The following is a 20,339-nucleotide window of genomic DNA, read 5'->3' as shown; positions in this document are numbered from 1 at the left end:
TTCTTTGAAAAAAACTGGCAAAGTTTCGAGATTGTTATCCAAAAAGTTGGTAATATTGCCAATAGACGATCGAATCGCTCCCAGCGGCGTATTGATTTCGTGAGCAATCCCGGCAATCAGTTGCCCCAATGCTGCCATTTTTTCGGATTGAACTAATTGATGCTGAGTTGCGTGCAGTTCGTCTAAAGTGACTGTGAGTTCATCATTTTTTTGTTGGAGCTTTTTCCGCAACTGGCACATGGCCAAATGGGTTTCTACCCTAACTAGAACCTCTTCCATTTGAAAGGGTTTGGTAATATAATCTACTCCGCCGACAGCAAAGGCTTTGACCTTATCGAGTACGTCATTAATCGCGCTAATGAAAATCACCGGAATGTCGCGGGTGCGTTCGTCAGCTTTGATTTTTTCGCAAACTTCATACCCGTTCATTTCTGGCATCATAATATCCAGCAAAATCAAGTCGGGCGGCATACCTTTGGCAGCAGAAAGTGCTAATTCGCCGCTAGGTACGGGGCGGACTTTATAGCCCTTCCCATTCAAAATTCCAGCTAGCAGCCGCAAATTAGCTGGGGTGTCGTCAACTACTAAAATATTGCCGCGATCGGTGCTAGGAATGTGGTTATTCATGTGAATTTGCTTGAGAGATTAACTTTAATACTTTGTCGTACTCGAAATTTTCTATACAATTTGCGATCGCACTAGCCGTTACTGTATCCTTTAATCTAATTTGCTCGATCGAGCTTTCAATTAAATCCATATCTGCATTCAGTATGGCCAGCTTTAAATCCGCTACCAGCGAGTCAGGCAATTTCACGAAATCAGCCTCAGTCATTTCGCTATCTTGCTCTTGGATTGCCGATAAATTAGCTTGACCCGGATCTTCATAAATATAGCGTACTCCGATCTGTTTGTGCATAGCATCAAAAATATCGGCTTCCCGGAAAGGTTTCCGCATAAAAGCATCGCAGCCCGCCGACAAAATAACCGCCCGTTCTTCCTCCAAAACACTCGCTGTCAGCGCAATAACAGCAGTAGCTTGACCTTTAATAGTCCCTTTAATGTATTTTGTTGCTTCGTAGCCGTCCATCACGGGCATTCTCATGTCCATCCAAATTAAATGCGGTTCCCAAATGTCCCAAATTTTAATAGCTTCTTCACCGTTAGTAGCTTCTCTCAGTTCAAAGTTTAGAGGCTTGAGAAGTTTTATTAACAGTTGACGGTTCAGCGGTTTATCGTCTACTATTAAAATTCGATAGGGGTGTTGGTTGGGTGCGAGTGCAATCACATTGCGGGTGGTTTTCGTGGTTTCAATTTCAGATGAATCAACCGCAAAAACCTGAATATCAAACTTAAAATTAGTTTCTTTTCCGACAGTAGAACTGACGCTCATTTCCCCGCCCATTAATTCGACAAATTTGCGACTGATTGGCAATCCCAAGCCTGTACCTTCTTGGGAATCTTTACCTGTTTGGGTTTGCACGAAAGCTTCAAAAAGATTGTCTAATTCGTTAGCAGCAATACCGGGGCCGGTATCTTTGACTTCAAAATGAAGAAACAAGGAATAGGCAGAACCTAAACCGTTATTTGTGGCTGCATAACTTGTGTTTTCCGAACAAATTATTTGGGAAATTTCACTATTATTTGCGGCAATATTTGTATTTTTTGATAGTTTTGAAGGGTAAACTCTTTCTCCTTCTTGCTTGCTATTTTTAGCTGATAACTGCCTGCTAACTGTGACTGCAACACCGCCTTTTTTTGTAAATTTTAGAGCATTATTGAGCAGATTAATTAAGATTTGCCGTAATTTTAGTTCGTCAGTTTCTACGTATTGCGGCACGTCGGCACTGTGGTCAAAAACTAACCACAAGTGCTTGTCATCTGCTTTAAGCTGAAACATATCTTCCAAGTCGTTTAGCAGTTGATAGAGGTCGAATTTTTTGGGATTGAGGGTGGTGCGCCCCGATTCAATTTTAGATAAATCGAGTACGTTATTAATCAGGGTGAGCAGGTGTTCTCCGCTGCTACTAATTATGCTAATATTTTCTTGATGTTCTGGGGATAGAGTTTGGCTGCGAGTCATCAGTTGGGAAAAGCCGAGAATTGCATTGAGGGGCGATCGCAATTCGTGACTCATGTTAGCCAGAAAGGCACTTTTAGCTTGATTTGCTACTTCTGCTTTGTCCTTAGCTACAGCCAATTCGGCAGTTCGCTCCCGCACTCGCTGCTCTAATGTTTCAAAAGATTGTTGGAGTTGTTGAGCCATGCTGTTAAATGACTTGGCTAATTCCCCCAATTCGTCAGAGCGTTGACTTTCTACTGTTTTGTCCCATTCACCTTTGGCAATATTTTTGGCTGCTGTATTTAAGCGCAAAATTGGATTTGTCACCCACTTAGAAGTCTGAATACCGATAACTACAGCTACGGCTAAAGCTGCGAAACACAGCCAAATAGTCGTGCGGGTATTGGTATTGATTTCTGCTGTGAAATCTGCTTCGGGAACTACTACTACAATCAGCCAATCTAAACCTTTGCCGTCTTGGAATGGTAGAACTTTTACAAATTGTCGCTTGCCATTTATTTCAAAATTCAAGAGATGGGAAGTCGTAATTTCTTTTAATTTTCCAAAACGAGCTCCTAGATATTTTGCTGTAGCTTGAGTTGAGGGGTTGACACTTGTTTCGGCTTGAAAGAGTTGTTTTTTATTATCTTTGGTACGGAAGGGTTGTTCGGCTGTTGAAGTTGCCAGCAACGTACCATTTTTTTCGATAATAAATGCTTGCCCGGATTTGCCGATTTTGAGATTGTTTAAAAATCTGCCAATATGGTCGAGACGCAAGGCAGTAACTAATACTCCTTCTAGCATATCGTTCTCGTATACGGGTTGAAGTGCGCTGAGGATTAATGTGGGTTCTAGGAACGAAATATAAACGGAACTCCATGTTGGTTTGCCCGCATTAGCTGCATCTTGGTAGGAAGTATGTTGCCGGATGTCAAAGTTTTTGACAACGGTGGCTACGGTAGTGCGATCGCCCTGATTATTAGTATTGTAAGAATAAAAATCAAAACCCGTAGATTGACCTGACTCATTAATCATTAGAGAGCCATTTGACAGTTTTTCTCCGGTTCGATAGTCTCCATACTTGTTGCCAATAGATGTAAAATTGATATAGGGATATAATTGTACTTGCCGCCAAAGATATTTTTCCCAATCTGATAAGTTTTCCATTTTTAACAACCCGATCTTGACTGTATCTAGCTTGCTTTGATTGATTTGATGGGGAGTTGTTAAATAAACTTCTAGGTTCTGCTCGACACGCAAACTCACCTCGTTCATTAACTGACCGGCAAGGTTGTTAACCGCTTTTTGTCCGTTTCTAAAAGACAAATACCCTACGAGTCCCACTGCTGCGACGATTTGCAGTACAAATGGAACTATGAGAACTGTTCGCAGCGGTAATTTGTCTAAAATTTTAGAAGCCATAAGATTTAGAGGTTTGTTGAACTCAGCCTAGAACCGTCCTTGCAGAGCTTGTCTCAACAGCAGCGCCAGATGTTGCCGACTAGCTAGAGGAATTGATGCGGGCTATATTAGCTGTGGTAGTGCTTAACCCCGATCGAATGTGAGCCTAATCTTTGTTATATTAAAGTCTATTATTTTAGCCATTGCCGTATTATTGACGATTCCGGTAAAATTTGCAGTTTCTGACTGCGGGAACTGACTGATGCGCGGTCTGTTGGCGAGTTGCACCCTTTCAGGATCCTGGGGTTTGGAGGCTGGCGATCGAATTTGCTCGATCGACTAGACATTTTCGCCAAGACGTGTTATAGTCGGAAAAGTCGAGGGCACGTAGCTCAGTGGATAGAGCATCAGGTTCCGGTCCTGAGGGTCGGGGGTTCAAATCCCTCCGTGCTCATTTAAGTTAATTGTAAGTTAATTGATGGCTGCCGATCGCCCTTGATGAGCAATCATTAGATGGGCTGTTTTGGCGATCGATATCGGGATACAGCGGTGCGCCGCAGCGCACACTACAGCGGACTGCTGACTATCAAATACCGTCATCATCTTGACCTTGCACCCCCTGAAGAATCCGCGATAGTTCGCTTTTTTCATTAATCGCAATCCGAGTCGGAGAACCGCTGATCACCCGTTCGTAACCGCGGAACGAATCTTTTATTTGCGGCCCTCTTTCAGTAATCGTATATTCTCGAATCCCTTTGTCGTGCCACGAACCGCGCATCTTAAACACATTAATTGCCCGCGACATTTCCCCGCGAATTTCTACATATTGAAGCATGAGAATCGTGTCAGTAATTGTAGAAATATGCGAGTCAGTAATCGAGTGAGAACCCATAAACTGATCGCTGGTATTTGTAAAAAAGCCGGTGATTTCTTCCTGCTTCGCAAAACCAGTTACTCCGATTACAAATTGTCTAAAAGCATTATTGCTGACACCCCTAGCTAAAGCCGACAGCGAGTCTATAGCAATTCGAGAAGGTTTGAACTCAGCAATTTCTGATTTAATCGTCTGCAAGTGGTCTTCCAAACCCGCAGATTCCGGGTAAGTACACAGCAGTTTCAGCAGTCCTTTCTGTTCCATTTCTTCAAAATCAATGCCCCAAGAATAAGCATTGCGGAACAACTGAGCCCGCGACTCTTCATAGGCAAAAAGCAGCGCCCGATTGCCGTTCGTACAAGCATTTTGCAAAAACTTGCTCACCAACAGGGTTTTGCCGGTTCCCGTCGCACCCGTAGCCAAAATAATCGAGTCTTTGAAGAAACCGCCCCCGCACATCTCGTCGAGAGTTTTATCTCCCGAAGACACTCGCACGTTAGAAGATTTTTGAGTTAATCGCATGGCTCCTAGTGGGAAAATATTAATGCCGTCATTAGTCATAGTAAAAGGATATTCACCTTTCATGTGAGTTGTGCCGCGCAACTTCAAAACTTCTATTGTGCGGCGGCGGCGTTCCCCTTCTAAAACGTTGCGAACAATCACGACATTATCCGATACAAATTCTTCGACTCCAAACCGCGCCACCGAGCCGTATTCTTCCACCCGTTCGGTAGTCATAACTGTAGTTGCGCCTACTTGTTTGAGGCGCGCCACTAAGCGAAAAATTTCTCGGCGCACCACCGATGCAGCTTCGTACTGCTGAAATACTGCTGTCACGGAATCTATAGAAACGCGCTTGGCTTTGTACTTGCGAATGGCGTATTGAATCCGCTCGATCAAAGCAGATAAATCAAAATTTCCTACGATATCTTGACCTTCGGGATCGGGGGAAGCGTCCAAAATAAATAGCTTGCCTTCATCGATTAATTTGGCCAGATCCCAACCGAAACTGCAAGCATTTTTAATAATATCTGTTGGAGATTCTTCAAAAGTTACGAACACTCCTGGTTCGTCAAAGTGGGTGATTCCGTTATAGATAAATTGTACGGCGAATAAAGTTTTTCCAGTTCCTGATGTGCCGCTGACTAGGGTAGTTCTGCCGACGGGCATTCCGCCGTGACTGATGTCGTCGAAACCCTCAATCATGGTGCGAAGTTTTTGAACTCCTGCTGTCACAAATCCTTCTGGTTTCACCGTTTGAATCATTTCATTCATATCGATTTTTATCTGCTTTCAGTATTCTTTGGTTGTCACTGATTAACCGCCGCTCATGAGTCTTTGTACCCAGTTTTTAGTTTGGGCTCTTGCTCAATAACTAATGACTGCTGATTGCTGACTAATCACCCCGCCCAAAAACGGATACAAGTTTCCGACAACAGTGGTGGAGAGATCGCAGTTTTCGATTTGTGTGCGAGTTCCTAGATTGATCTGTGGAGCAAACAATCAAAAATTAAAAATTAAAAATTGACTGACTGTCACCCGATGGTCTTATGAATTCAGGTCTTCTTCGCGGAGTTCTTCATAGAGCAAATCTAATCCTATCAGAACTTTCTCCCGATCGGACAAATCGCCAATAATTTTTCGCACCGGGGGCGGCAGGATTTTCGCCAGAGTGGGGGTTGCCAAAATTTTGTCTTCTTCTGCTAGCTGAGGATTTTTGAGAACGTCGATGACTTTCAGGGCGTAGACTCCTTGAAATTCTTGTTCTAGGATGTCCTTTAGGGTTTTCAAAGCTCGCACTGAGTTGGGAGTATTCCCTGCAACGTAGAGTTTGAGAACGTAGGTTTTCTTTAGAGGACTCATGAACTTTTTTAAATGTTGAGTATGAGTTGTCAGATGTTAGTTGTAGTTGTTATTTCTCTTAAATCGGCTGTTCTTTGTTATTATATAATAATTTCTGCTTGCCGATCGCCGGACCGAATGTTTTCTCCTTTCTGTTTTGTTAAATTCTAGCTTCTACCTTGTTGTGCGGTTGTCTCTTGGCTGTGAGGCGATCGCCAGTTAATGACCAATTACTCGATTTCCCAATCTGAAATCTCAAACTTGTACGTTGGCGAAGTCGAAGGATCTCAAATCTCAACCTGTACCTCATCTACCCAAGAGATATTTTACTTTGCGATAGTTCTTTCGGAATCGATCGCCTGTACATCTCGCACAGATGAGCGATCGCGTCAATCAGAGTCAAGCGGTAATCGAGCAATATTTCCTCGCTGCGCCCTTCTAATTTTAGCTGTTTAGCAAACTCCTCCATCAATTCCATGTGAATTTCTACAAGTTGAGTCACAGGAACGTCAGCAAAAAAAGCCAAATTCACAAATTCATCTATTTGATTGTTGACCGAACTATCTTCTGAAAAATAATGCAAAACGATGTCGCGATAACTTGACTTGAGTTGCTCCAAAAACTTTTGCTTGTCTGACTCAGACAGATTTCGTAAAAAAATCTGGGAGTTTCTTTTATAATACACACCTAAGTATCCCAATCGCTCACGTAATTTTTCCGCAAGTCGCCGCTGCTGTCGGCTTAGCAAACTTTGAGCTGTCAATTGGGTGGTCGCATCGACGCTTGCGGATTGGTCATTGATAGGAACCGGAGTTGAAAGTTTGAGAAATTGCGCGATCGCCCGATCGATACTGGCAGCTATTTCGCTCGCTCGGGCGATCGGCAGTTGCACCTCAGCAGGGTGATAAAAAAAAGCACAACTTTGCTCTTGACTCTTGTCGGCGCGACTGGGCGCGGCCTCAAAATGATCTGAAGGTGGTGGTTCTGGTATTCCATCCTCCGCCGGCTGGGGCGAAAAAATCACAGCAGGCAAAAAGAGCGATCGTTCTTGGAGCTTGCTCAGAAGCGCGCGCCGATCCCCATCTACCTCAACAACCAAACAATCGAGGTGGTAATTGTGTTTTAGGAGTCCCAAAAACTCCACCGCCGACTTCATGTGCGTTAAAGCATAGCGCTCGTCCCTCAAAAGATCGATCGCAGAGCCTGCGAGTTCCTGTGAGCCTACAAAAATACCGATTGACAGTTGGGGAAGCAAAGCTGTAGGTGAAACACCAAAGTTGCCCGAAAGTTCTGGATCGCTCAGAGCTGATATCTCCTTTACAAAAAACTTAACATTTGTAGGACTTACGCACCGATAGCGTTCGCCTTGATTTTTGGAGAAAATTATTCGTCCTAGCCCAGGAATCCTTTAAAGAACCCGGTTTATGCAAGTTTAGATAAGTAATTCCCCATTTGAAAACTTATCTAAAACCCAACGAACTATCAATACTTGCAGCCATTCAATAGTTCCTCTCTAGGAATAGTCGAGCAAAACACCGTTTTTAGGTGCTTTCAGGCCGTACTGGGACTGACTTGCTACTTACAGTGTCCCTTACTTGCTACCGCCGTACAAGCATACTCATCCATAGAATCTCTAGAGTTTGGTTGCTTGGGGAAAAAAACCGCTGGCGACGGGTTGCTAACGGGCAAATCTTGCTCGACGAGTGTTCGCTCACCCTGATTTTTTTGATCGCAAAATTGGGTTGGGCTGATTCATTTCCTAAAAGAGCTGCAATCTCAAACATCTAGGAGCAGAAAAAAATCAGTACAAATGCGATCGAACTGACATCTTGCACCACAGTCAAGAACAGGCTCTGGGCCTGTTCCACAACAAGTGCATTTTCTTGTGGGGTGGGGCCGAGAACCCGCCCATAAAAAGCTTATTGACCTTGGTGCAAGATATCAGTTAAAACAGACATCTTGCACCACAGTCAAGAACAGGAAAGATGCCCGTTCCACAAAAGATAAATTTTCTCGCTTCACAGGCAAAACAGCCTGTTCCCAAACAACTAATTGAGAATGGTGCAACATCTCATATCGAACAAATCAAGCAAGTCTTTAACTTCCGCTAAAAGACGGACAAAGACATTTATTCTATAGTTTAAGCGTGCAACAAACTCCCTTGCGCCGTCAAACATAACTACCCAAAAGTCCCCGAACAGTTGCTTTTACAAAAAATGTCAAAAAACGAAAAAAACAGATTTGTGAAAGAAGAATCTGCGACTTCAACCGCTGCTTGTCAGACCAAACCAGCCGGCATCCGTTGAAGATAATTTATCCGAATCTTTGGCGCAAAATGAATTCTGCTACGCTCAAATCAACGGGCGTTGTCACCTTCAAATTCGTATCTTCCCCCTCCACAATTCGCACTGCTAAACCGCATTTTTCAAACAAAGCCGCATCGTCTGTAACTTCCCAACCCTGCTGTCGCCCTTGTTCGTGACACTGCTTTAACAAATTCACTTCAAATCCTTGGGGAGTCTGGGCCGCCCACAAATTGCGCCTGTCGGGCGTGTCTCGCACGATTCTAGACTCGTCCACCACCTTGATTGTATCCTTGACCGGGACGGCGACAATCAAGCCAGGACAGTCCAACAGAGCCTCTGCCGAGCGATCGAACAATTCAGCAGTTGCCAAACACCTCGCCCCGTCATGAATCAACACTCGATCGGCATTGGGCGGCAAAGCCTGCAAACCCCTGTAAACTGACTCTTGTCTGGTAGCGCCTCCCAAAATCAGTTCCACGGGCTTCACCAAAGCTAAATCGCCCAAAATTGCCTTAAAATCTGGAAAATCATCAGGCTGGCCCATAATGCCGATCCAGCTAATCTGCTGCGAAGCTTCAGCAGCAGCCAAAGTCCAACTCAGCAAAGGTTTAGAGAGCAAAGTCAGCAGCAGTTTGTTCCGCTGACTCCCCATCCGTCGCCCCGAACCCGCCGCCGCAATTAATAAGTGCATTAACTAACCGTTTTTAACCCAACTAGATATATATAATAAGAGCGTCCTGTACTTTTGAGTCAGTTGTTTAGTTATCAGCCAGTAGCTTTTAAACTCTAAAAATACTATAAGCTGATAGCCGAAGATTGATCTCGGAGAGCTACCTCGATCAACAATAGCCCGATCGTTTATGATGCGAATACTAGCACTTGTCCCTGGCGGGATTGGCGACCAAATTTTATTTTTCCCCACTCTTGATGACCTCAAACAGTCTTATCCAGAGTCTCAGATTGATGTCATCGTGGAACCGAGGGCAAAAAGTGCTTACCGAGTCTGCAAGTCCGTCAAAGAAGTCTTGACGTACAATTTCAAAGACCGCAACGCTATGGCAGATTGGGGCAATTTACTCGGCGTAATTCGCGATCGCGAATACGAAGCAGTGATTTCCCTCGGCCAGCGGTGGACTGTAGGACTTTTGCTGTGGCTGACTGGAATTCCCCAAAGAGTTGGCTATGCAGCAAGCAACAATGGTTTATTTCTCACCGAGCCCGTACCGCTCAAAACAGAACAGTACGCCGCCCAAATGTATCACGATTTGCTCCAAGGATTCAACATTAACAATCCTTGTCCGCCCCTAGCAATTAATGTACCAAAACAAGACATTCAGTGGGCGGAAGCCGAACAGCAGCAGTTGGGCGTAAAAGAAAGCGGTTACATTCTAATTCACGGCGGTTCCAGTCAGCTAGCTTTGTCTAAAGGTATTGACAAAATTTACCCTACAGACAAATGGAAACAAATAATTGAAGACTGTCAGCAGCGGCAGCCGAATTTGCCCGTTGTTGTGGTAAAAGGCCCCGAAGATGAAGCTTTCGTGACCAAATTAGTTCAGTTGTGTCCGAAGCTGAAAGTTATCTCGCCGGAGGATGTCGGCAAGTTGGCGGCCACCATTGCTGCTGCTAATTTGATGATATGCACTGACAGTGCACCGATGCACTTAGCTGTGGCGGTGCAAACTTACACAATAGCTTTGTTTGGCCCGACTGAACCGGCGAAATTGTTGCCAAAGAGCGATCGATTTTTGGGAATTAAATCTCCTACTGGCAAAATGGCAGACATCTCTCCTCAAGAAGTTTTAAAGAAAGTTTGGGGCGCCTAAAAACAAAAGTTCGTAGTAAGGACTTTAGTCCTCCCAAAAGTTCGTAGTAAGGACTTTAGTCCTCAAGGCAGATTTGGGTAAGATAAAAAATGACAAAAGTCCTTACTGCGAACAAATTTTTTGAAACTTTTGTCAGATTTTCATCTATCAGAAAGTTAGATGTACAAGATGATGACACTTATAGTTGCACACAAACACATGAATTTACCCAAATTGATAGCAGTTACTTGTAGTGCGATCGGCCTAGCATCATCTGGAAATAGACCTTCCGAGTTAGCCGCAGATCCGCAACCTGGAAACAATAAACCTTCCGCATTAGTCGCTGATCGGCAACCGCGAAATAGTGGACGAACATTTGCGGATTGGTGTCGCCAAAAAGCTTCTTTGAGTCCTGAAGCTAAATATACTGTTGAGGCGCTATTGAAGGAAGCGGGGACTACTGAGTGCGATCCGGCTAATCAGAAACTTTCTAGTCTCACGCAACTCAACCTCGGCGTCGAGCGTCAAATCAGCGATCTCAAACCGCTAGCATCCTTGACTAACCTGACTGGGATCTGGCTCAACGGCAACCAAATCAGCGACATCAAACCGCTAGCATCCTTGACTAACCTGGATTGGCTTTACCTCAACGGCAACCAAATCAGCGACATCAAACCGCTAGCATCCTTGACTAACCTGGATTGGCTCATCATCAACAACAATAAAATCAGCGACATCAAACCGCTAGCATCCCTGACTAACCTGACTTGGCTCAACCTCAGAGACAATAAAATCAGCGACATCAAACCGCTAAAATCATTGACTAGACTGACCGATCTCGAACTCAACGGAAATCCGATCGCACCCAAAACTTGCCCTCTCAAGCCAGAGTCGATCTGTAATTGGGAACCACAAACTTAACCATAAAACTTTACAATTAATCACCCAATTTTTAACAAACAATACAACCATGAAACGAGCAGTATTTCTCGATCGAGATGGCGTTCTCAACATCGAAGCCGGCTACATCCACAAAGTAGAAGATTTGCATTTAATCCCCGGAGTCGCCCAAGCTGTACGTCGTTTAAATGACCGACAAATATTTTGCTGTCTGGTTTCCAATCAATCAGGCCCAGCGAGAAATTATTATCCTGTTAGCCACGTAGAAGCGCTGCACAAACGCCTTTGTCAGCTATTAGAAAATGAAGCAGGAGCAAAGTTAGATGCTCTTTATTATTGTCCTTATTTGAGCGCCGCCGAAGGCGGAACTAACCCCGAATTTACGCGCTATACAACTTGGCGAAAACCGAATACAGGGATGTTGGTAGCCGCGGCTTGGGAACAGGATTTAGATTTGCAAAATAGTTTTATGGTGGGAGACAAAGCGACTGATGTGGATCTGGCTCACAATGCCGGTTGTACTGGTATTTTGGTGCAAACTGGTTACGGGGAAAGCGTGTTGAGCGGTGAGTATCAGCACCATACTAAACCGGATTTTATTACACCAAATTTAGCGACGGCGGTTGAGTGGATTTTACAACACTTTGATTAGTGTTTGTAGTGGCATTTAAGTTGTTGACAATTGAGTTGTGGAGGAAAGGGCAACGTAAGGAAGCGCCACTCTAAAGGTAGTACCAAGGCCGATTTGGCTTTCGCAGAAAATCGCACCTCCTTGCACATCCACAGCTTTTTTAACAATCGTCAGTCCCAAACCACTACCTTGAATCTTCCCAGTATTCTTGCAGCGGTAGAACATTTCAAATATTTTCCCTACTTCGGTTTCTGGGATGCCGATACCTTCGTCTCGGATGCGGATAATTAGTGAGGGAGAGTTAATATTTGTAACTTTGGAATTGCGAAACAAACACTCAGGAGACAAGCACAAAATAGCTTCTTTGTCACCACCTTCTGCTTGATGGTATTCCAATTCCAAGCTGACTTCACCGCCGTTTGGGGAGTATTTGATGGCGTTGACAATTAAGTTAGAAATAATGCCGTGCAGCAGTTGTTGGTCTAACATCGCGCTGGTAACATCTGACGGGATTAATGTTAGTTTGTGCTTGGATTCATTTCCTAACTGCAATTGAGCCAGCAACTCTTGACAAAATTCGACTAAATTTATGGGTAATGGATTACATTTTAGTTTACCTGCTTCTGCTTTGCCCATGAACAGCATATCGTCGATTAGCTGGTTCATTTTTTGGGTAGCTGAGTGTACTAGCTGCAGGGTTTTGACTTGGGATTCGTCACTGCTGCGAGTGCGAAGCTTTAGCAGTTCCGCAGATATTAAAATCGCGTTTAGCGGGTTACGCAATTCGTGAGCAGCCATTGAAATATACTGGTTTTGGCGGTGCGATTTTTCTTCTAGCGACTCTGTAGTTGCTTCCGAAACTTTCAGAGATTCTCGCATCTTGGCTTCGATGGAGTGCCTGTGCAAAGCAATCTCGATCGCCACCCGCAAATCATTTTGTTTAAATGGTTTGATAATATAACCAAATGGATCGGTGATTTTCGCTCTTTGCAACGTTTTATCATCTGCATAAGCTGTTAAAAATATTGTCGGTACATCAACCTTGCTTCTGATTTTTTCGGCTGCTGTTACGCCGTCCATTTCACCTTTGAGCACGATATCCATCAGCACTAGGTCTGGCCGTTCTTCTGCGACTTTTTCAATGGCTTCTTCCCCTGAAACAACGGTAGCTATTACTGCATAACCCAGTTTTTTTAATCTGCCTGCTATGTCCTCGGCGACAATAACTTCGTCTTCTACAACCAAAATTTTTATATGGTTCATATTCTTTTCTTAAAGGCGCATTCGATATTTTAATTCAACGAAACTAATATTGTAACAAGTTCCGCACTCACTGTCAACAACAAGGGTTCCATCTAATTGGTTGGTCAACATCCGTACTAATCGCAATCCTAATGATTCGGTATTTTCTACGTCGAAACCCGCAGGTAATCCGCTGCCGTTGTCTTGAATACTTAAGTGAAATTGCTGAGAATTTATTTTATGAAAATTAATATTAATTTCACCGGCTAAACTTTGGCTGAAAGCATATTTTAAGGAGTTAGAAACCAGTTCATTAATAATTAAACCGCAAGGAATTGCTGTTTCTATATTTAAAAAAATTGGGTCAACGTTGAGATTGAATTGGATGGAAGTGTTGCCGCAACCAAAAGATTGATACAAATTAGCTACCAAATTTTCTACGTAGGGCGGGAGATCGATCCGATCGAGATTTTCCGATTGATACAGTTGCTCGTGAATCAAAGCCATTGAATGAATGCGGGTTTGACTTTCTTCAAATAAAGCTAGCGTCGGTTCGTCTTCAATGTATTGAGCTTGTAATTGCAGCAGGCTGGAAATTACCTGCATATTATTTTTGACTCGGTGGTGAATTTCTTTGAGCAATACTTTTTTTTCGCGGAGTGCTGCTTGGATGCGGGCAGAAGTCAATTTGCGATCGCTAATATCTTCGCAAATACCCGCGATGCGGTAAATGTTGCCCAATTCGTCGTAAATAGGAAAAGCTCGATCGCAAACCCAGCGAATACTACCATCTGGCAAAAAAATCCGATATTCGGTACTGGTGGACTCGCCCTGCAACACTCGCCCTATTGCCTCTTGCAAGCAGTGTTTATCTTCTGGATGCACCCAATCCATCCATTTTATCGGCTCTGCATACAATTCTTCGCGACTGCGCCCCCAGATTTGTTCGTAAGCTGGACTTAGATACAATAAATCGGTCAATTCAGCAGAAACTAGCCAGAAGGAATCTTGGATATTTTCTGCTAGCTGGCGGAAGCGTTCTTCACTTTCGCGGATGACTTTTTCCGAATGTTTTCGGTCGCTGATATCTTCTGCAATGCCAACGACGCGGTAAACTTTACCAGCTTGATTGGTAATCGGAAAAGCCCGATCGCGAATCCAGCGAATTTCGCCGTCAGGTCTGACAATTCGATATTCGATCTCGTCCTCAGCTACAATTTTTTTAGTGAATATAGCAATAACGCGGTCTCGATCTTCTGGATGGATAGAATCTGCAAAAAAGCGCCCGGAAGCATACAATTCAGCGCAGCTTCTGCCCCAAATTTTTTCGTAACCCGGACTGACATAAATAATTTCCTGGGGTTGAATGCCTACCATCCAAAACACGCTTTCAATATTTTCTGCTAGCTGTCGGAACCTTTGTTCGCTTTCTTTCAGTGCTGCTTCAGCTTGTTTGCGTTGCGTAGCTGCCGCCACAGCATCGCTAATATCGCGCTGCACGCCAAAATACCCCACAATTCTGTCGTGGGAATCGTAAATGCAGATATAGTCGCCTTCCACCCAAATTTTATCTCCGTCAAACTTGCGATTCTCATTTTCGATGTGAATTCTGCCAGCATCAAAAAATTGCCTGAACATCTCTCTGCTCGTTGCCAAGTTGTGGGACAAGAAAAAGTTAATTGTCCGGCCAATAAACTCTTCCCGAGTAGCTCCATATTGAGCTATCAAAGCATCATTGGCCTTCGTTACCCGCGCGTTAGCAAATACGTAATCCAAAACTTTTTCCTGGTCAGCGGTATTGTTCCAGCGCACTGGTTCCTCCAGCATCATAAAGAAAAAGCCATCTAAAGATTGAGAAAAAAACAATTCTAGCTGTTGCTGGCTTTCCCGCAAAAATTCTTCAGCGCGCCAGCGATCGATAATTTCTTCCCGCAATTGTTGGTTGGCTACTTTTAAATCTTCTGTGCGCTTTTGATATTTTATTTCTAGCTCGTTTTTCATCCGCCCAATCCCCAATTTTGCCTGCTTTTTTTCGCTAATATCTTGAGTAACTACCATGCCTGCAAAAATTTCTTTTTGGTCGTTTTTGACGGGAGAAATTGTTATTGAATAAAACCGATCGCGGTATTTATACTCAAAAGTATTTTCTTCTCCTGCCAAAGCGGCGCGATATTTGGTCTCAAAAAGTTGCAAATCTTCAGGTGGCGATATTTCCCGCAATGTTTTGCCTTCCAACAGTTCTTTAGACCAACCAGCTAGGCCCAAACCTTGACCGTCAACCAGAGTATAGCGCAAATCGCGATCGAACAAAAACACCGAGCCATTCGGATAGTTTTTAATCAGACTTCGGTACATTTCCTGGCTTTTTTGTAGAGATGCGATTAACTCAGGGCGATCGTCCTTGGCGAGATCCAATTCAGTTGTGGAACCGGAAGAACCAGGATTCTCGACTGCTTTGAGTTGTGCTTCTAATTTCTGGCACAATTCTCTCTGCTGCTCTAAATCCTCTTCGAGTTGCCGAATTTTTACTTTTTGCTCTGCTACTAATGCTTCGCAGGTTTCCAGAGGTCGATCGATCTCTGTAGGATCAATACACATAATGGCTGTATGTTTTTTAGTTGCAGACTTGAGTTTCAAGCCAATACTAACAAAACTCAAGCCTTGACTGCCAACTTATAGCACTTTTCTTGTAGCATCGGAATAATATATTTGGATGATAGTGAGCTAACCAAAGCGAACGGCATATCGCTCGCCAGACGCTTGCACGCTCATAATTCCGATGCTACTGAATTTGAGATTATATCGTTTGCGGTTGCATCGCTATTGTTCAAACAGTCAACAGTCAACAGTCAACAGTCATTAGTCATTAGTCAGTAGGGGCGGTGCCTGTGAGTGCGGGCCCTCAAGCGTCATTAGTCAGCAGTCATTAGTCATTAGTCAGCAGTCAGCAGTCATTACTCATTAGTTATTTGCTAGCAATTCCCAATGACCAATTCCCAATTCCCAATTCCCAATGACCAATGACCAATTCCCAATGACCAATTCCCAATTCCCAATTCCCAATGCCAACAGTCAACAATCATTTAGGAACTCCCGCCGTCAAGACCTCGCTACCGTCAACTGTCACCAAAACATCATCTTCAATTCTCACACCAATACCGCGCCATTTTTCAGGAATCTCCGGCTGTCCTTCAACGGGTTTAATATGAGGAGAAATATAAATGCCCGGTTCCACCGTCAGGACTTGTCCCGCCTGCAAAACTTGCGGATTTTCGCCGTACTGATAAACGCCGGCATCGTGCACGTCCAATCCCAGCCAATGCCCGGTGCGGTGCATATAAAATGGCTTGTATTTTTCCTCTTTAATTATCTCTTCTATGTCACCGACCAATAGTTTTAAATCCATTAAACCTTCTACCAAAACGCGCACTGCTGTTTCGTGAATTTTGCTGTAAGGATTTCCGGGATATACTTGACTAATTGCCTGCAATTGCGATCGCAAAACTAAGTCGTAAATAGTCTGTTGTTCGGCGGTGAATTTACCGCTGACGGGAAAGGTGCGAGTAATGTCGGCGTTGTAGTAGTTGCAAGCACAACCGGCATCTATTAGCAGCAAATCATTTTCCTGCATTTGGCGGTTGTTTTCGATGTAGTGGAGGACGCAGGCATTGTTACCGGATGCCACAATTGAAGGATAAGCGGGAGTGGCACCGTTCATGCCAAAAATATGTTCGATTTCTGCTTGAATTTCGTATTCGTACCTGCCGGGTTTGGCGAATTCTTGGGCGCGGTTGTGGGCGGTAACTGAGATATTAGCGGCTTGGCGCATTAATGCTAATTCTGTTTCGCTTTTTAGCAGCCGCATCGGGTGTAATATGATGTTGGAATCTTCGATTGCTGTTGGGCCTGTACCGCGTTTCGGGTAGGTTGCCATCAAGCTTTGCCAGTGATTGAGGATTGTTTGGTTGAAGGTGCGATCGCGCCCGAGGTGATAGTATATGCGATCGGCTTTTTCTAAAAATTTTGGCAGCTTTTCGGCAAGTTCGGCGATCGTCCAAGCTTCATCCGCGCCGTACAATTCCTTAGCGCCTTCTACTCCAGCGCGATAACCGTGCCAAGTTTCTTTTTCCAAGTCTTTTGGCTGCACGAACAAAACAAATTTGTGCTCTTCGTGGTGCGGCGCGAGCACTGCTACCGCCCCCACTTCGTTGAAACCTGTTAAGTAGAAAAAATCGCTATCTTGTCGGTAGGCGTATTCTACATCGTTGTGCATAACGGCTGCGGGCGCGCTGCGAAATATTGCTGTCCCGCTGCCAATTTTTGCCATTAACTGTTCGCGTCTTTGCCGGTATTCGCTGGGGTTTGTCATTCGATTTTAGATTTTAGATTTTAGATTTTAGATGGCAGCCTACACAAGTATAGGGTGCGTCAGGGGGGATAATTTTTGAGTAGGTACTCAAAATATTCAGCCCCCTGACGCACCACCCTACAATAACTTTTTTCTTGTGGGGTCGGTACTTTCGGAGTCCGTCCCAAAATTTGATTAAAAGGACTTTGGCAATTCAACTCTATTGCGCCCTAAGTCTCGATCGACATTTTAGGCTTATTCGATCGCCAATTGGCAAGTAAAGTCAACCAGCCGAGACAAATATGAGTTGCTGCGATCGACTAAAGTCCATCTGGGATCGAAATTCGACCAATTTTCGCCATCTTCGCTAACTCTGACAGTTCTAAACTCTCGCGAATTGCAGTTAACTTCCATCTGCACCTGCAATTTCTCGTTACTAAACTGCTGAGTTCCTATCATAGTTCGGACGGGATAAGATGGAGCACCGGGAATATCTGATTTAGTTGATTCAACGCTGCTGGGGTCGATGCAAATATCTACAAAACATCTTAATTTTTCGGCCCGGGCGCTCAAAGTATTGACGGAAATTAACGTTGAAATTACTATCAAACAAATCGATGAACTCTTAATCATATAGTTTCTTTTGACTCGGCGGTTGAAACCGCTTCTACACAGACAAAACCCGCCTGCGCGGGTTGAATTTCTTCAGTCCGCGTAGGCGGACTTTGTTTGTGTAGAAGCGAATTCTATTCGCCCTAAATATTCTAGTTAAAGCTGAGGAACGTATTGTTCTTTTTCAGGAACAAAAGTGTATTCAGAGACGATCAGTCGCAACTCTTCACCGTCGATGGTTTCTTTTTCGATCAACAAATCGACTAGGCGATCGACCACGCTACGATTGTCGCGAATAATTCGGCGAGCATCTTCGTAACAGCGATCGACAATTTCCCGGACTTGTCCGTCAATTCGAGAGGCAATTTCTTCGGAATATTCCGATCGCGCGGTGTAGTCGCGGCCGAGGAAAATTTCGCTTTGCTGAGCTTCCAGGGCGATCGGGCCCAAGGTAGACATCCCGTAGCGAGTCACCATTTGCCGCGCCATACCGCTGACTTGCTGCAAGTCGTTGCCGGCACCGGTAGTAACTTCAGCATCGCCGAAAACTACTTCTTCCGCCGCGCGGCCGCCCAAAGCACCGCTAATCCGGGCTAAGATTTGCGATCTCGAAATCAAACCTTGGTCTTCGCTGGGCATGAACCAAGTTAAACCGCGGGCTTGTCCGCGAGGAACCAAGGTAACTTTTTGCACGGGATCGTGGGCTTGAATCACGGTACCGACGATCGCGTGACCGATTTCGTGGTAAGCAATCAAGCGTTTGCTCTTGCTGTCCACCAGCGGTGTGCCTTCCATACCTGCTACCACGCGATCGACTGCATCGTCAACTTCGAGCATCGTAATCGCTTCTTTCCGTCGTCTCGCTGTTAAAATAGCAGCTTCGTTGAGCAAGTTAGCCAAATCAGCACCCGTAAAACCCGGAGTGCGACGGGCGATGGCATCCAAAGAAATCTCTGCCGACAGCTTCTTGTTGCGCGCGTGAACTTCCAAAATTTCCAAGCGGCCTTTGATATCCGGCGTATCTACGCTAACTTGGCGGTCAAAACGTCCCGGACGCAGCAGCGCTGAGTCGAGCACGTCGGGGCGGTTCGTCGCAGCAATGATGATAATGCCAGTATTGCCTTCAAAACCGTCCATTTCGGTCAGCAACTGGTTCAGGGTTTGTTCCCGTTCGTCGTTACCGCCGCCGATACCGGCGCCGCGCTGGCGGCCCACTGCATCGATTTCATCGATAAAGATGATGCAAGGAGCATTTTCTTTAGCTTTCTTGAACAAGTCGCGGACGCGGGATGCGCCGACACCGACGAACATTTCCACAAATTCTGAACCGGAGATGCTGAAGAAGGGCACGCCGGCTTCGCCTGCGATCGCTTTTGCTAGCAAGGTTTTACCTGTTCCGGGAGGGCCCACTAGCAGCACGCCTTTGGGAATCTTCGCTCCGACTGCGGTGAAGCGTTCGGGTTTTTTGAGAAATGTCACGACTTCTTGAAGTTCTTCTTTGGCTTCTTCCACGCCTGCTACGTCGTCGAACAGTACGCCTGTTTTAGCTTCCATTTGAAAGCGTGCTTTGGATTTGCCAAAATTCATGGCTTGGCCGGGGCCGCCGGGAACGTTGCCGCCGCGACGGAAGAGGAAAAATAGCCCTCCTACTAACAAGAGGGGAAATACTAGATTGCCTAAAAGTCCCCAGACAGCGCCGTCGTTACGCAGGGGATGAGTGTCGAAGCTGATTTTGGAGTCTCTGAGCCGAGAAACCAGTTCCGGGGCATTTGAGGGCAAGTCCACCCGCCACCGCTGCTCGTGATTGTCTAGTTCCGGATCGATTGCTAGGACGATCGCCGTGCGGCCTCCGTCGTAAAGGTCAACGCTGGTGACTCGATCGGCGTTTAAGTAATCTAAGAATCGACCGTAGCTTAAGCGGGTGCTGGCGGTGTTCTTGGTCATTTCTGCCGGGGAGGGGGCAAAGGCTCCCTGCCACAAGAAAAAGCCGATGACTAAGGCGGGTAAAGTCCAAAGTAGTATAGTTCGCCAAGATATTTTCATAAATGCGGATGCCTTGAATTAGGGACAGATCGGGTTAGATCGGGGTGCTGGAAAAGTGGGACAAAAATTTACACTCAGAATCTTAACTAAATTTAACTTAACAATGCACTCTCAGGCAACCAGGCCTTCGATCGCGATCGCTCGAAAATACTCCTTGACCGAAACCATTCAGGAAGCAAGCCCCCGGCTCGCGAGCCCTGTTGCCGCCTCAAAAATCAAAAATCAAAAATCAAAAATCTAAAATTCATGTTTGGGCGATCGTCCCGAATATAATGT

The 20,339-nt window shown here is 45.0% G+C and carries 16 protein-coding genes and 1 tRNA gene; 4 read left to right on the top strand and 13 right to left on the bottom strand.

What is annotated here, in order from left to right; translation table 11 throughout:
• The coding region (locus IQ270_RS02020) for a response regulator (RefSeq protein WP_193971466.1) at positions 1 to 627 on the bottom strand (627 nt) is incomplete at its 3' end.
• Positions 620 to 3,481 (bottom strand): ATP-binding protein, encoded by a 2,862-nt coding sequence (locus IQ270_RS02015; RefSeq protein ID WP_193971464.1) that lies wholly within the window; start codon positions 3,479 to 3,481, stop codon positions 620 to 622. The genes IQ270_RS02020 and IQ270_RS02015, both read right to left, overlap by 8 nt.
• A 360-nt stretch (positions 3,482 to 3,841) precedes the next feature.
• Here IQ270_RS02015 and IQ270_RS02010 point away from each other — a divergent pair.
• A tRNA-Arg gene (locus tag IQ270_RS02010) sits at positions 3,842 to 3,914 on the top strand.
• A gap of 17 nt (positions 3,915 to 3,931) precedes the next feature.
• Here IQ270_RS02010 and IQ270_RS31750 read toward each other — a convergent pair.
• From IQ270_RS31750 to ispD, 6 genes are all read right to left on the bottom strand, one after another.
• A complete protein-coding gene (locus IQ270_RS31750) occupies positions 3,932 to 4,063 on the bottom strand; it encodes a hypothetical protein (RefSeq protein ID WP_255532350.1) in 132 nt (43 codons plus the stop codon).
• Complete coding sequence (gene kaiC, locus IQ270_RS02005) at positions 4,047 to 5,609, bottom strand: circadian clock protein KaiC (protein ID WP_193971463.1); 1,563 nt, start codon at positions 5,607 to 5,609, stop codon at positions 4,047 to 4,049. The genes IQ270_RS31750 and kaiC overlap by 17 nt, the downstream gene beginning before the upstream one ends.
• Positions 5,610 to 5,882: 273 nt before the next feature.
• A complete protein-coding gene (gene kaiB, locus IQ270_RS02000; protein ID WP_006632119.1) occupies positions 5,883 to 6,197 on the bottom strand; it encodes a circadian clock protein KaiB in 315 nt (104 codons plus the stop codon).
• A 289-nt stretch (positions 6,198 to 6,486) separates the two neighbouring features.
• On the bottom strand, positions 6,487 to 7,431 hold the full coding sequence (locus IQ270_RS01995; RefSeq protein WP_193971461.1) for a circadian clock protein KaiA: 945 nt from the start codon (positions 7,429 to 7,431) through the stop codon (positions 6,487 to 6,489).
• Between the two features lie 686 nt (positions 7,432 to 8,117).
• Positions 8,118 to 8,246: a hypothetical protein gene (locus IQ270_RS31745; RefSeq protein ID WP_255532349.1), complete on the bottom strand. Its 129-nt coding sequence runs from the start codon at positions 8,244 to 8,246 to the stop codon at positions 8,118 to 8,120.
• A 243-nt stretch (positions 8,247 to 8,489) separates the two neighbouring features.
• Entirely contained in the window at positions 8,490 to 9,173 is a 684-nt protein-coding gene (ispD, locus tag IQ270_RS01990) for a 2-C-methyl-D-erythritol 4-phosphate cytidylyltransferase (protein WP_193971459.1), read from the bottom strand.
• A gap of 172 nt (positions 9,174 to 9,345) precedes the next feature.
• Here ispD and IQ270_RS01985 point away from each other — a divergent pair, with 172 nt between their 5' ends.
• The 3 genes from IQ270_RS01985 to IQ270_RS01975 all read left to right on the top strand — a co-directional run bounded on the left by IQ270_RS01985 (position 9,346) and on the right by IQ270_RS01975 (position 11,839).
• Positions 9,346 to 10,308 carry a glycosyltransferase family 9 protein gene (locus IQ270_RS01985; protein ID WP_193971478.1) on the top strand — a complete coding sequence of 321 codons (963 nt, stop codon included), beginning with the start codon at positions 9,346 to 9,348 and terminating at the stop codon, positions 10,306 to 10,308.
• A gap of 198 nt (positions 10,309 to 10,506) precedes the next feature.
• On the top strand, positions 10,507 to 11,208 hold the full coding sequence (locus IQ270_RS01980; protein WP_228056004.1) for a leucine-rich repeat domain-containing protein: 702 nt from the start codon (positions 10,507 to 10,509) through the stop codon (positions 11,206 to 11,208).
• A gap of 49 nt (positions 11,209 to 11,257) precedes the next feature.
• Complete coding sequence (locus IQ270_RS01975; RefSeq protein ID WP_193971457.1) at positions 11,258 to 11,839, top strand: HAD-IIIA family hydrolase; 582 nt, start codon at positions 11,258 to 11,260, stop codon at positions 11,837 to 11,839.
• 15 nt (positions 11,840 to 11,854) lie between these two features.
• Here the strand turns inward: IQ270_RS01975 and IQ270_RS01970 are convergent, their stop codons facing one another.
• From IQ270_RS01970 to ftsH2, 5 genes are all read right to left on the bottom strand, one after another.
• Positions 11,855 to 13,081 (bottom strand): response regulator, encoded by a 1,227-nt coding sequence (locus tag IQ270_RS01970; protein ID WP_193971455.1) that lies wholly within the window; start codon positions 13,079 to 13,081, stop codon positions 11,855 to 11,857.
• A gap of 9 nt (positions 13,082 to 13,090) precedes the next feature.
• The gene (locus IQ270_RS01965) at positions 13,091 to 15,658 is read right to left on the bottom strand and encodes a PAS domain S-box protein (RefSeq protein WP_193971453.1); all 2,568 of its coding nucleotides are present in this window, start codon (positions 15,656 to 15,658) and stop codon (positions 13,091 to 13,093) included.
• Positions 15,659 to 16,139: 481 nt separating this feature from the next.
• Entirely contained in the window at positions 16,140 to 17,429 is a 1,290-nt protein-coding gene (locus tag IQ270_RS01960; protein ID WP_193971451.1) for an aminopeptidase P N-terminal domain-containing protein, read from the bottom strand.
• A 234-nt stretch (positions 17,430 to 17,663) separates the two neighbouring features.
• Positions 17,664 to 18,041 carry a hypothetical protein gene (locus IQ270_RS01955; RefSeq protein ID WP_193971449.1) on the bottom strand — a complete coding sequence of 126 codons (378 nt, stop codon included), beginning with the start codon at positions 18,039 to 18,041 and terminating at the stop codon, positions 17,664 to 17,666.
• 135 nt (positions 18,042 to 18,176) lie between these two features.
• Positions 18,177 to 20,063, bottom strand: coding sequence for an ATP-dependent zinc metalloprotease FtsH2 (ftsH2, locus tag IQ270_RS01950; protein ID WP_193971446.1), 1,887 nt, complete (start codon positions 20,061 to 20,063; stop codon positions 18,177 to 18,179).
• Positions 20,064 to 20,339 lie beyond the last annotated feature (276 nt).

The organism is Microcoleus sp. LEGE 07076 (genome assembly GCF_015207455.1).
Taxonomy (GTDB): Bacteria; Cyanobacteriota; Cyanobacteriia; order Cyanobacteriales; family Microcoleaceae; genus Microcoleus.
This window is presented reverse-complemented; position numbering and strand designations above follow the sequence as displayed.